This window comes from Clostridium facile (assembly GCF_014297275.1).
Classification (GTDB): domain Bacteria; phylum Bacillota; class Clostridia; order Oscillospirales; family Ruminococcaceae; genus Massilioclostridium; species Massilioclostridium facile.
On the sequence record NZ_JACOQK010000001.1, the window covers coordinates 798,769 to 812,266 of the forward strand.

Consider the following 13,498-nt stretch of genomic DNA (forward strand, 5'->3'; position numbering starts at 1 on the left):
GATACCGTGATGGGAATTTTTGAAGGGATAGGGGAAGAGATATCTAGTATATAAAGAAGGGAGAATGGTATGGAAAGGGATATCTTTTGGAAATTCATTGATGAAATCAACGCAACAGTGGACAGCAATGACGAGGACGCAGTGATATCAGCTACCAAGAAAAAGCTCATGGAATTACCCTCAATGAGGATTCTACAATGGATTGAAATCAAAGACACCTATGTGAAGTTGGCTGACCGGAATGATTTGCTGGCAGCGTGTGAAGCGGTCAATTTATCTCATGACCAGGCATCCTTCCGTTACTTTTGTAATTGGCTGGTCGCTCAGGGAAAGGAAATGTATTTTGACGCTTTACACAATCCTGATTCCCTGGTCAATTACAGCATTCCAGAAGGAAAAGCAAAATTTCAGTATTACGGGTCTGCTACCAGCGAAGCATTCGAAGAAAAAGCGAACCTGGAAATGATGGGTAATATTCACTTGAACCCAGCCGCTTCACCTGATTGGAGCGATTCCAATTTGACGGAATTTGTCCCCAAACTGAACCAGAAGTATCATCTGATTCGGAGTTTGTGTAAAAAACTAGAAGAAGAATATGATCAATACCAATACAGTTGGCTGGGGATGAACCGGAATCGGACACAACTGCTCGAACAGATGGAACAGATATGCAGTATACAGATCGTATATGATAATTTCGTGAAGAACAATCACCTATACCCGCAAGAATATCTGGAACAAATGCTGGAACTGGACCACCCTCTGCAGAAATTATCAGAATGTTATTTATTAGAGAAAGGGTTTGATATTCATCCTGAAATGGAACGTGTGATTGGGTTTTACCAATGTGATAAACCTCTGAAGCCCATCACCATTCTGGTTGACCCAGAAGCCATTTCCTGTAGCACACACAAGGAAAAAATGGAGATACTTGACCAGCATCTGGACCAGAATATGGACGAGATGATCGATACAATGAACCGTACAGTAATTGACGCTGTAATCAAAGATATGGATATCCTGTCAACCATGCGGCAATTGTACTACAGCTTTAAACAGGAGAAGGAACTTTACCCACCAGAGGTACTGGATCATATTTCCCTTTTAAGAAAACCATTGAGCTATATAGAATCACCAATATATAAAATGTGCGTTACAAGGAAAAACAATCCTTCTGAACTGGAATCCATTCTGCCAAAATTGTTTTCAGATACGCCAGGACAGGAACTGGATATTGAAGCAGGTTCAATTCAAATTTAAAATAATACTGGAGGTGAAGCTAATTGTTTGGATGGCTCAGAGATTTGGTTGGAGGAATCGCGGATACCGTGATGGGGATGTTTGGAGGGATAGGAGAAGAGATATCCAGCGTGATCTGGGATACTATGCTTCAATGGATTTATGAGGCGATCTACAACGCAATCGCTGACTTTTTCTTAATGATGGGAAATATGGGAGCGGATATATTTGAATTGAGCTGGATTGAAGCGGCAATCCAGCTCTTTACTTTGTTAGGCTGGGCGTTGTTTCTGGTGGGTTCGGTGGTGGCCGTATTCGACCTTGCTATCCAGTACCAGTCCGGGAGAGCGGATATCAAGACGTCTGTATTGAATCTGTTAAAAGGATTTTTTGCCGCCAGCCTGATGGGTACTGTACCAGTGGAGCTGTACAAGTTCTGTATCAGTCTGCAAAACACCTTCTCCCATGACCTGTCCGCCATATTTGCGGGAAACCAATCCGCTGATATAGCTGGAACCAGTATGAGTATCCTGGACGGGTTCTTTTCCGTGTCCAACCAGGTGTATTCCAGCATATTCAATCTTCTATCCATGATCGCTTTTGCCTATTGTATCATAAAAATATTTTTTGCGAATATCAAACGGGGCGGTATCCTGTTGATCCAGATCGGAGTGGGTAGCCTCTATCTGTTTTCCCTGCCCCGTGGGTATTCCGATGGATTCACCCAATGGTGCAAACAGATTATGGCCCTGTGTTTCACCGCCTTTATGCAGACAACCCTGCTTCTCTTGGGGTTGTTCACCTTCCAGAACAATATGCTGCTGGGGCTGGGGGTTATGCTGGCGGCCAATGAAATCCCAAGAATCGCTCAGCAGTTCGGTTTGGACTCCAGCGCGAGGGTGAATATGATGAGCGTAGTTCACGCCACCACAACGGCGGTGAATTTAACCCGGAATATCGTACACGCAATCAAATAGGAGGAAGTATGAAAAAATATATCTACCCGCAAAACCTAAAGGCAGCCGCAAACCTCTGGCTGTGGAGTTTACGAGATTTCGCCATCCTCTGTATCGCACTTCTTCTCTCCGTCCTCTCCCTGGTACAGCTGGGGTTTGTTTTGCCGCTGGCACTGAGTATCTGTTACGCTTTTCTCACCATCCGCCTGAGCGAGGTGACCATCCTGGACTTTATCCGGTACGCAGTGCGGTATTTTATCCTCACAGAACAGACGTTTGAATGGAGGTAACCATGAAACAAAAGAAAAAAGGACGTTCAGTACAGAATTTGATTGGGATCAGCAGCTTTACCGACTATGGGATTGCCGTTGGAAAATATGAGGTGATCTTCTTCTCTGTTTCCCCTGTGAACATCTCGGTGCTGTCCCGTACCAGTGTGGAAACAAAAATACACCATCTGTTGATGACACTTTCGGCCATACCAGAACTGGAGATGGTCTGTATGGATTCCAACGAACGGTTTGATCAGAACCAGGAATCTATCAAAGGGAGGTTGGAACAGGAAAAGAACCCATTTGTGGTTCAGGCACTGCAAAAAGACATGGAATATCTGGATCAGATTCAGGTTGAAATGGCCAATGCCAGGCAGTTCTTCTTTGCGTTAAAACTGCAGAACAGGAAAGAGGATCAAGTGTTCCAGGAGAGCAACCGTGCCCAGAAGGTGATGGAAGAACAGGGGTTTGACGTGAAACGGATGGACAAAGAGGGGATCAAGCAGATGTTTGCCATCTATTTTGGCACCGCAATTACTGGAGAGCAAATGCCAGATGTGGATGGCGTTCAACACTTTGAGATGGAACAATAAATGACACGGCAATTCCAATGAGCATTGCCGTTTTTGAATCAAAGGATGATGCTATGTTATTGAAACGAAAAAAGGAATTGACTGAAGAAGAACTGGAAGAAATCCGAACCAAGGATTTCTTTGACATGGTCTTACCCAGTACCATCAAATTTCAAAACGACCATTACTATGTGGGGGACTTTGTCTGCTGTGTTTGGGTGATACGGGAATACCCCCCTTCCACCGAGGAACAGGCGATTCTGTCCCAACTGGCGGACAAACAAGGAGTAACCCTGCATATCTATACCAGAATGGTCACCAATCTGGAACAGAGGAAGATCATCCAGAACGCCGCCAGAAGGAACAAGATGATGTCCAACGCCAACGATGTGACCGAAACCATACAGGCAGAGGGAAATTTGCAGGATGTCATTGAATTGCTGGCGAACATGCGGAAAAACCGGGAACCTCTCCTTCATTGTTCCGTGTTTCTGGAACTGAGAGCCAAAAATCTGGATGGATTAAAGGAACTGCAATCGGATATTGAGATGGAACTGACCCGTTCCAAACTGTCGATTGACCGATTGACCCTGCGGCAAAAAGAAGGATTTCTCTCTGTTCTGCCAGTGGGCGTCAACCAGTTTGGAGCGCAGTTTGAACGGGTTCTGCCAGCGTCCAGCATTGCCAACTTTTATCCCTTTAACTATTCTGGAAAAAACGACCCCAATGGCCTGTTGATTGGAAGGGATAAGTATGGCACCAATATTCTGGTGGACTTTGACAAACGGACGGATGACAAAACCAACAGCAACGCGTTGATCTTGGGAAACAGTGGACAGGGAAAATCCTTTTTGATGAAATCACTGATCACCAACTTGCGGGAATCCGGCAAGGCAATCCTATGCTTAGATCCAGAGGAGGAATACAGGGAGCTGACCGAGAACCTTGGAGGAAGTTACATTGATTTTCTGTCAGGCGAGTTCATGATCAACCCTTTGGAACCAAAACTCTGGAATACTGGGGAAGAAAAAGAAGATGACCAACCGGAAGCCTTCCAGAAAGATACCATCCTGTCCCAGCACATCGCCTATTTAAAAGACTTTTTTCGGTCTTACAAGGATTTCACAGACGCGCAGATTGATACCATCGAACTCCTGCTCTCCAAACTGTATACCCAATTCAAGATCACCGACAATACCGATTTTTCCAAGTTGCAGTCAAGGAATTACCCCACCTTACAGGACTTCTATGAATTGTGTGAGCAGGAATACCAGGTATTCCAGAAAGAAGAAAAACACCTGTACACCGAACAGGAGCTGCAGCAGGTTTGCCTGGGACTCCATTCCATGTGCGTGGGTTCTGAGTCCAAATATTTCAACGGGCACAGCAACATACGGGATGGACAGTTCCTCTGTTTTGGGGTGAAAGGGCTGTTGGATACCAACAAGCGGTTGAAGGACGCCATGCTGTTTAACATCCTGTCCTACATGTCCAACCAGCTGTTGGCCAAAGGAAACACCGTGGCTTCCATTGATGAGCTCTATTTGTTCTTGACCAACCGGACAGCCATCGAATATATTCGGAACGCCATGAAACGTGTCCGCAAAAAGGATTCTTCCATTATTATCACCAGCCAGAATATCAATGACTTTCTAATCCCTGAGGTATCTGAATTCACAAAACCCCTGTTCTCCATCCCCGCCCATCAGTTCTTGTTCAACCTGGGGCATGTGGAGGTACAGTCGGTGTTGGATACCCTGCAGCTGGAACCGTCCGAGTTTGATTTGATCAAATACCCGGAACGTGGTACCTGCCTTTATCGGTGCGGAAATGAACGCTATTTGTTGCAGGTGATAGCCAGTGAATACAAGCAATCCCTGTTTGGAAAGGCAGGGGGACGATGAGTGCGGCAATCAAAGCGGCGATTACCGTATTGATGGACAAAAACTTGAGAAAGGCTGTGGGCGGTATCATCCTGGGGGTTGTGGTGATCCTTCTCATCCCCATCGTTGTTGTGTTGGGGATTGCTGACAGCGAATTTGAGGTGGACAAGGAACAGGTGGCGCAGCAGGTGGAAGCAAACTTAACACCAGAACAGATTGCTCAGATGAAAGAGGTGGAAGATATGTTCCAGGAGATTGAAACAAAAATGAGAGAAAAGGGGTTTGCTTCCCGCACCATGGAGGCGCAGATCCTCTACCTTGCTTTGGGGAACCAATCCACATCAGGGGGTTTTGTGGATAAGCTGGTTTCCTGTTTCAATTTGGATCAGACAGACCAGCAGTTGATTGATTTGGTCAACCAGGTGTTTGGCACATCTTTTTCGTTTGAGGATTTTACCAAGGTCATGTCAGGAATCCGAACAGTTGCCATCGACACATCCGGATTCAAAGACCCTACTACCAAAAACAACCTGGATTTAGCCACATGGGCAGAACAAGCCTGTCAGACTGGTTGGGGGTATGTCTATGGAACCTATGGGACGGTATTAAGCGAAACAATCCTACGACAGAAACTACAGCAGTTTCCAGATGAGGTAGTTCCATTTGAATCTTTTATCCGTCAGAACTGGATGGGGAAACGGACAGCCGATTGCATTGGGCTGATCAAGGCATATGGATGGTTTGACCCCAATACCGGAGAAATTAACTATGGTACAAATGGAATTCAGGATTTGAGTGCCAACAATACCTTTGAAGCAGCCACTGAAAAAGGGACGATCGATACCATCCCTGAGGTACCTGGAATCATTGTCTGGGAGCCAGGGCATGTGGGAATCTATCTGGGAAACGATACGGTAATCGAATCCATGAACACCGAAAAGGGTGTGGTCAAGACACAGTTATCAAAACGGAGTTTTACCCACTGGTTTTACATGCCTGGTATCCGTTATCAATGATTGAAAGAGGGGAAGGATAGAGTTATGGAATTAATAGCAGATAGGAATAGACAGAAATATCTGGTACTGGAATCTGTTGTAATGAAAAAGGTCATTGAACTTCCAAATAAAATCATTCAAATATTGCCATTTCATTTGTAGCATGCTATAATTAACAATTATGACAGATATATAGTGAGGTGAGTCAGGCGTGAATTATGAGCTGCTGTTGCAGAAAAAAGAGCAATTGGACAGGATATGGGAGTCCATCCCAAAAGAAGCTCTCGCAAGTTTTGAACAGAACTTTGAGGTGGAATACACCCACAACTCCACTGCCATAGAAGGGAATACCCTGACTTTAATCCAGACAAAAGCAATTTTGGAGGATGGCCTTTCTGTGGGAGGAAAGACCCTTCGAGAAATTTATGAGGTTACCAACCATGCCAAAGCGTTCGCGTATGTCAGACGGTGCGTTGCGGAGGGAAAATCTCTGGATGAGGCAATTACAAAAGAGATCCATGCTCTGTTGATGGAGAATATCTTAACCGGAGGCATTTACCGCAATGTGGAAGTGCGCATTTCCGGTGCGGGGTTCAAACCTCCTGTGCCCAGTGAAATGTACCGTCAAGTCAAAACCTTTTTTGCTGATTTGCCTTACAAGGGAGAGTTAAACCCAATTGAGCTAGCCGCATGGACCCATGCGGAGTTCGTGAGGATTCATCCTTTTGTGGATGGAAATGGCAGGACGTCCCGTATGCTGATGAACTATCAGCTTATGGTAGGCGAATTTCTCCCCATCTCTATTGCAAAAGAAAACCGTCTGGAATACTTTGAGGCTCTGGAACAATATGCGGTGAATGGAAATCTAACCCCCTTTGCGGACATGGTTGCAGAGCTGGAAGAAGGTCGACTAGACGAATACCTTTCCATTTTACCGGAACAGGGCAGTTCCCCAACACAGAATATGTAACAGAATGAGACCGTAGAAATGTTCTACGGTCTTTCTTTTTATCCAAAAATGGAAGGTCGAAAATCAAGCAGGACAAAGAGCCGGGGTCGGTGGTCGCTCCGGCTCCTGATACATCGGACGGCAGAGCCGACCGTTGCGGGATCGGTTCGATCCAAAGGGTATGGGTCGGTGTTTTAGCCTTAGGGTCAGCCCATGGGTCAAACCTGGGAAAGCTGCCGGAAATACGCCGTTCCTTTATGGGTCATATCCGGAATTAGAAAAAGGAGGGATGTTTTTTGGAAGAAAAGGAACCAAAACGGAAGTTTGCCCTCTGGGTGAAGGAGTCCTCCCTGGATTTGGTCGAGGAGTATTACAAGAAAGACAATTGCTCCAGCCGAAGCGAATATATCGAAAAGGCGATCCTGTTCTATACAGGATATTTATCCTCCAATCAGAATAGTAGCTATCTGCCCAACATCCTCGTCTCCACCCTCAAGGGGATTGTGGCGGAGAGCGACAATAAAATCAACCGGATGATATTCAAGTTAGCAGTAGAACTTGCCATAGCCATGAATGTGGTGGCCGCCAGCAGTCAGATCAACCCAGAGGATTTACAAAGGCTGAGAAAGGAATGTATCAACGAGGTGAAACGGTTAAATGGCTCCTTCCAATTTGAGGATGCGATAGACTGGCAGAAAGGCGATCCGTGGCAAGACTGATCACCAAATTCAAATACCTGAAACCCAACAGAAAACTTGGTGGATACGCCCGATACATTGCCACAAGGGAGCAGGTAGATAAAATTGACGATACCCAAAAATTCCTTCCAGCCACAAAAAAACAAAAGGAACTGATTCGACAGATCCTTTGTGATTTTCCAGATACAAAGGATTCCTTTGAATACCAGGACTATCTGAAAAAAATGGACAGAGGATCGGCTTCTGAGGTGATCACACAGGCACTGGAAAACAATATGGATTCCATAGAAAACACCAAAACCTATGTGGACTACATTGCCACCCGCCCCAGAGCAGAACGGTTTGGTTCTCATGGCTTATTTACCGATGACAACATCCCTGTCCAATTAAAGAAGGTGTCGGATGAACTGAACTCCCACCAAGGGAATGTGTGGACAATGATTGTTTCCCTACGGCGGAAAGATGCAGAACGGCTGGGATTTGACAATGGCATCCGGTGGAGGGATCTGCTTCGGACACAGACAGAAACATTGGCTTCCAATTTAAAAATTCCAATGGAACATTTGAAATGGTTCGCGGCGTTCCACAATGAAAGCCACCATCCCCACATTCATTTGATCGCCTATTCCACGGTAAAGAATGAGGGATATCTTACCAGGCAAGGGATGGAGAACATCCGATCATCCCTGGCAAAAGATATTTTTGCTGGGGACCTGGAATCGGTGTATGAGGAACAGACTGAATACCGGAACCAGCTTCGGCAAGAGGAAAAACAGATGGCACAGAGGATCGTGGAACAAATCTGCACAGGAAGTGATACCAATCAGAAAATCGAACAATTGTTGTTACAACTTGCGGATCGGCTTAGCAGAACCAAGGGCAAGAAGGTATATGGGTATTTGAAAGCGGATGTGAAAGGGCTGGTGGATTCCATTGTGGACGAACTTGCCAAAGACCAACGAATCAGCAGACTTTATGAATTGTGGTATTTGAAGAAAGAAAACATCCATGGAATCTACTCCAACTCTTCTGTAAAACGGGTTCCCTTATCTCAAAATCCAGAATTCAAACCGATCCGGAACGCTGTGATTCAGGAGGCTCTCAAGTTAAATGTGCCGACTGTTTTGGTATCAGAAGGAGATGGTCAAAAAGCGGTGATCTGTTCCGTGTTACGGTTATTCCAGGAGCTTGCCCGTATCTTCTCTGAAAAAATAGGGATAGATGATCCCATGCTCAAGACAGACCGAAAACTCAGAAAACAGATCCAGGAGAAAAAACATCAGTTGGGTTTAAAATGAATAGAAAGGAAAAAACAATGGCATATCTACATTTTACAGAGGAACAAAAAGAACGTGCCAAAAACACCGATATTGTAGAGCTGCTCCGCAGTTCTGGGATCAACCCCAAACAGGTGGGAAGCGAATACCAGTGGGACGATGGCAGTGGGAAAATCTCGATCCGGAACAATCTGTGGTTCCATCAATATGAGAGGATTGGTGGAGATACCGTCAGCTTTGTCAGGCGATTCTATCACAAAAGCTATCCCGAAGCCATGCAATATATTCTTGGACAATCGGCATCCGAAACACCATCCTGTCAATTAACAATGGGAAAAGAACGGAAACCCTTTGAACTGCCAGAAAAGAATCCTTCCATGTGCAGAGTATACGCCTATCTCATCAAACAGCGGTGGATTGAGAAAGACATTCTCTCCTATTTTGTGAGACAGAACATGATTTATGAGGATACCAACCACAACGCTGTTTTCGTGGGGTATGACGAACATGGACAGCCCCGTCATGCCCATAAGCGTGGAACCCATTCCGCTGTCAACTACAAAGGGAATGTATCCGGCAGCCTTGCCGCATATAGCTTTTCTCACATTGGTACCAGCAACCGGTTGTATGTGTTTGAAGCCCCCATTGATCTGTTGTCTTTCCTGACTATATATCAACAGGGATGGCAAGAACATTCCTATGTTGCCCTCTGTTCCGTGGCGGCACAGGCAGCCCTCAAAATCATCAAGCAAAATCCTAATATTCATGAGGCCTATCTTTGCCTGGATCATGACAAAGCAGGGATTGAGGGCTGTTACCGGATTAAAGAGCAAATTCAAAATGAATCTGATTGTTCTGTCCATTTCCTACAACCGGAAGAATACAAAGATTGGAATGAGCAGCTGAAGGCGTGTCATGGAATTTCATCCCTTCCAGCAGTGGATCATCCGAACCAAACGATGATAGAATCCCTCTGCAAATCGCTGCACTTTGACTATCAGGTAATGCTGAACCAATACCTTCATCATCCCAAGTTGTTGCTTCAATACGGCTGTGACAGCATGGAACAGATGGTAGAACAGCTGGAAAGACTCAATCCCAATTATGAAAAAGCAGTCTGGGAACGGACGTTGGACATGGCGAGGTTTACCCTCGCCTTTTCCATTGTCCGCCACCGTCAGTTTGGGATTGAGGAACTGGATCACTGGTATCTGGAACGGATGGCCTCCCTGTACCAGCCCCATAAAGATAATGGAAGCTATTCTTTTCGCGTAAACCGGATGAAAAGTGAGATGGAAACCATTACAAAAGAATTCAAACAGGAATCTGTTCTATCCCAATCAGAAATCAAACAACAGGTAGATCAGGTGCTAAAGCTGGGACTGGATGCCCTATGCCTGGGAATTTCTATACAAAACCAATCCATGAAAGGAGAACAGGAACCATGCCACCAATTGCGATACTAATTCTTGCGGGAGCTATCATGTTTGTCTTTTTTATGGCCATTTCCGCCTTATCCCATAGGTACAATCTCAATGGAATTAAATCCAAAACGGTTGGGGATGGCCAGTATGGGACAGCACGCTGGGCAAACAAACGGGAAATCAAATCCACCTATGTCCATCTTCCATTTACCCCAGACCTGTGGCGGAAAGGAAAATCCCTTCCCATCGACCAGGGGGTACTGGTTGGGTGTACCAAAGCAAAGAAAAAGACCATGGCGATGATTGACACGGATGATGTTCACGCCCTGATGATTGGAGCTGCTGGTGTCGGTAAAACCGCATTTTGGATGTATCCAAACATTGAGTATGCCTGCGCCTGTGGGATGTCCTTTTTGACCACCGATACCAAGGGGGACATCGCCAGAAATTACGGAACAATTGCTCAAAAGTATTATGGTTACAAACTATCCGTCATTGATTTGAGAAATCCAACTAGGTCACATTCCAACAATCTTCTTTATCTGGTCAACAAATACATGGATGCTTATCTGGATTCTGACAAGCTGGTCTACAAGGCAAAGGCAGAAAAATACGCAAAGATCATCGCCAAAACAATCATCCTCTCCGGTATGGACGCCAGTTCTTTTGGACAGAACGCCTATTTCTACGATGCGGCAGAAGGGTTGCTGACAGCTACCATTCTGTTGGTTGCGGAGTTCTGTGAACCAAAGGAACGGCATATTGTGTCGGTGTTTAAAATCATTCAGGAGTTGCTGGCTCCTTCAAAACAGAAAGGCAAAAACCAGTTCCAGCAATTGATTGAGATGCTGCCGGACACCCATAAGGCAAGATGGTTCGCTGGGGCGGCGTTGAATACGGCGGAACAGGCCATGTCGTCTGTAATCAGTACAGCCCTATCCCGATTGAACGCTTTTTTGGATTCAGAATTGGAGCAGATTCTCTGTTTTGACCCAGAGGTAGATGCGGAACAGTTTTGCCAGGAAAAGTGTGCTGTATTCCTTATTATGCCAGAAGAAAATCCCAACACCTATTTCATGATTTCCCTTTTGATCCAGCAATTTTACCGTGAGATTTTAACGGTAGCGGATGAACAAGGTGGTAAATTGAAGAACCGTGTGCTGTTCTTCTGCGATGAGTTTGGAACCCTTCCAAGGATAGAATCAGCCGAAATGATGTTCTCCGCTTCCCGTTCCCGTAAGCTCTCCATTGTACCCATCATTCAATCCTTTGCCCAATTGGAACGGAACTATGGAAAAGAAGGGGCGGAAATCATCATCGACAACACACAGTTGACCATCTTTGGTGGGTTTGCCCCAAACTCGGAATCAGCACAAATTCTATCCAAATCGTTGGGAAGCCGAACCGTGTTAAGTGGTTCTGTCAGCAGAGGGAAAAACGATCCCAGCCAATCCCTTCAGATGATGGAACGTCCATTGATGACTCCAGACGAGTTAAAGAGCATGCCAAAAGGACAGTTCATTGTGATGAAAACAGGGTTTTATCCCATGAAGGTACAGTTAAAACTGTATTTCAAATGGGGGATCATATTTGAGGAAGAATACGCTCTGCCCGAACAAGGAAATCGAACGATCACATATGCTTCCAAAGACCAATTGATGAATGCCATTTCTAAAAAGTGTGGGAAGCCTGTGGAACCGCAATGGGAGCAGAATCCCATTCAGGAATTATTCAACCGGAAAACAGTATTAAAGGAAAGGAAGGATTTTCCATGAAACAGTTACATCTCATCTACTGTGCAGACTTGCCTCACAGGGCAGTGTCAGTTTATTTATATCTCGCCAACCGAGCCAATAAGGAAAGCCAGTGCTGGCCGTCCATCCCAACCATTGCGTATGATTTAAAGCTGTCCCAATCCACCGTGCGGCGTGCTTTACATGACCTTCGCGCGGCCGGATACCTGGAAACAGAACAACGGTATCGATCCAAAGGAGGAAAGAGCAGCCTGTTATTCACCTTAAAATAGATAAGAAAAAACCACCTTCCATTCCACGCAATAGCTACGCCTAAATGATGGAAGGTGGTACCTGTCATCATGACAGGAGAAAGGGAACTCATCATAGTAAAGATATATTATTACAGAAAAGAAAATCAAGGTTAGAGAAATTTCATTTTTTATTTTTTTCCTATATTGGGACATAGTCATACCAGTTTCCTGCTTAAATACCGTTGTTGCAAAGTTAAAACTATAGCCAACTTTGTCAGCAATTTCTTTTATTGGTAAAGTTGTAGTAGTTAAAAAGTTTTTGATGGCATTGATACGCGTTTCCTTTTGTAGTTCGGAGAATTTTTTCCCTGTGTGTTTATAAATATAATAAATCATATTCCGTTTAGAATAATGGAAATACTCTGCCATACTGGAAAGAGTGGCGTATTGGTAGTATGTATTAATATATTCTAATATTTTTGTTTTAATCATATCAGTTTGTTGATCTTCTTGAAAAGAACGTTGGTATTCTACGGATAACATTGTCAGTAGACCAAGCAGTAAAATTTGAAGATATTTTTGCGTCTGCTGGCTGTCCTTTCCCGTAAAATATTCCACAATCATATTCTGCAAATAAAATTGAATAGATTTATTTTGGCTACAATCAAAAATTAAATATGAAGATTCCATATCGCCATTTTGAATGGATTCAATAAAAAATCTTGTAAGGTTATTATTATCAGAAAGCATGGTAAAAAAGGTTTTTTGCATGAGGGATGGATGGATTAAAATATTAAAGATAATATCGTTTTGGGTTGGAATAGTGATACTGTGCTTTGCTTGCAAATTGTAAATACATAGAGAACCCTGTTTGAACTCACAGTCTTCATCGTTAATTGTAGAAAAACAGCTACCCTGGTATACATAAAACATCTCAAAAAAATCGTGGCTATGAGGGGCTGTATACCCAGAACCATCATGTTGATAATCTATTGTTACTACAATTTTTTGTTCGTTTTGGAAATAAATACCGGATGGTAAATGAAATTTATCGGTTGGTATCGAGAAACCAAATTTTTTTGCATGAAAAATACGATATGCAAGTTTGTTCATCTGATTGTGAGTTGTAGTTTCATTCATTATGATTTTTTCTAATTGTTGTTTTATATTTCTATCCATTCTTTTTCTCCTCCTTACAGCATATTATAATATTTCTATATTTAAATTGTCAATTAAGAAAGGAATC

Annotated in this window: 13 protein-coding genes; 12 read left to right on the forward strand and 1 reads right to left on the reverse strand. The window is 44.1% G+C overall.

Features of this window, described 5'->3' with window-relative positions:
- The first annotated feature begins 69 nt into the window (after window positions 1-69).
- The 12 genes from H8Z77_RS03290 (at window position 70) to H8Z77_RS03345 (ending at window position 12,291) form a co-directional block, all read left to right on the forward strand.
- Window positions 70-1,260 carry a DUF4240 domain-containing protein gene (locus tag H8Z77_RS03290; RefSeq protein WP_186996184.1) on the forward strand — a complete coding sequence of 397 codons (1,191 nt, stop codon included), beginning with the start codon at window positions 70-72 and terminating at the stop codon, window positions 1,258-1,260.
- 23 nt (window positions 1,261-1,283) lie between these two features.
- Window positions 1,284-2,216: a conjugal transfer protein TrbL family protein gene (locus H8Z77_RS03295; RefSeq protein WP_338061266.1), complete on the forward strand. Its 933-nt coding sequence runs from the start codon at window positions 1,284-1,286 to the stop codon at window positions 2,214-2,216.
- Between the two features lie 8 nt (window positions 2,217-2,224).
- Entirely contained in the window at window positions 2,225-2,485 is a 261-nt protein-coding gene (locus H8Z77_RS03300; RefSeq protein ID WP_069988741.1) for a hypothetical protein, read from the forward strand.
- A gap of 2 nt (window positions 2,486-2,487) precedes the next feature.
- A complete protein-coding gene (locus H8Z77_RS03305; protein WP_083256437.1) occupies window positions 2,488-3,060 on the forward strand; it encodes a hypothetical protein in 573 nt (190 codons plus the stop codon).
- Between the two features lie 53 nt (window positions 3,061-3,113).
- On the forward strand, window positions 3,114-4,943 hold the full coding sequence (locus tag H8Z77_RS03310) for a VirB4 family type IV secretion system protein (protein WP_069988743.1): 1,830 nt from the start codon (window positions 3,114-3,116) through the stop codon (window positions 4,941-4,943).
- Window positions 4,940-5,938: a hypothetical protein gene (locus tag H8Z77_RS03315; protein WP_069988744.1), complete on the forward strand. Its 999-nt coding sequence runs from the start codon at window positions 4,940-4,942 to the stop codon at window positions 5,936-5,938. The genes H8Z77_RS03310 and H8Z77_RS03315 overlap by 4 nt, the downstream gene beginning before the upstream one ends.
- Before the next feature lie 190 nt (window positions 5,939-6,128).
- Window positions 6,129-6,887, forward strand: coding sequence for a Fic family protein (locus H8Z77_RS03320; RefSeq protein WP_069988745.1), 759 nt, complete (start codon window positions 6,129-6,131; stop codon window positions 6,885-6,887).
- Window positions 6,888-7,162: 275 nt separating this feature from the next.
- On the forward strand, window positions 7,163-7,585 hold the full coding sequence (locus H8Z77_RS03325; protein ID WP_069988746.1) for a hypothetical protein: 423 nt from the start codon (window positions 7,163-7,165) through the stop codon (window positions 7,583-7,585).
- On the forward strand, window positions 7,573-8,862 hold the full coding sequence (mobP3, locus tag H8Z77_RS03330) for a MobP3 family relaxase (RefSeq protein ID WP_069988747.1): 1,290 nt from the start codon (window positions 7,573-7,575) through the stop codon (window positions 8,860-8,862). Before H8Z77_RS03325 ends, mobP3 begins: the two co-directional genes overlap by 13 nt.
- A 17-nt stretch (window positions 8,863-8,879) precedes the next feature.
- On the forward strand, window positions 8,880-10,307 hold the full coding sequence (locus tag H8Z77_RS03335) for a DUF3991 and toprim domain-containing protein (protein WP_159427370.1): 1,428 nt from the start codon (window positions 8,880-8,882) through the stop codon (window positions 10,305-10,307).
- Window positions 10,286-12,040 (forward strand): VirD4-like conjugal transfer protein, CD1115 family, encoded by a 1,755-nt coding sequence (locus H8Z77_RS03340; RefSeq protein ID WP_069988749.1) that lies wholly within the window; start codon window positions 10,286-10,288, stop codon window positions 12,038-12,040. Before H8Z77_RS03335 ends, H8Z77_RS03340 begins: the two co-directional genes overlap by 22 nt.
- On the forward strand, window positions 12,037-12,291 hold the full coding sequence (locus H8Z77_RS03345; RefSeq protein WP_069988750.1) for a helix-turn-helix domain-containing protein: 255 nt from the start codon (window positions 12,037-12,039) through the stop codon (window positions 12,289-12,291). Before H8Z77_RS03340 ends, H8Z77_RS03345 begins: the two co-directional genes overlap by 4 nt.
- Here H8Z77_RS03345 and H8Z77_RS03350 read toward each other — a convergent pair.
- Window positions 12,283-13,431 (reverse strand): AraC family transcriptional regulator, encoded by a 1,149-nt coding sequence (locus H8Z77_RS03350; RefSeq protein WP_186996185.1) that lies wholly within the window; start codon window positions 13,429-13,431, stop codon window positions 12,283-12,285. The two genes, H8Z77_RS03345 and H8Z77_RS03350, sit on opposite strands and share 9 nt — an antisense overlap.
- Window positions 13,432-13,498: the final 67 nt, after the last annotated feature.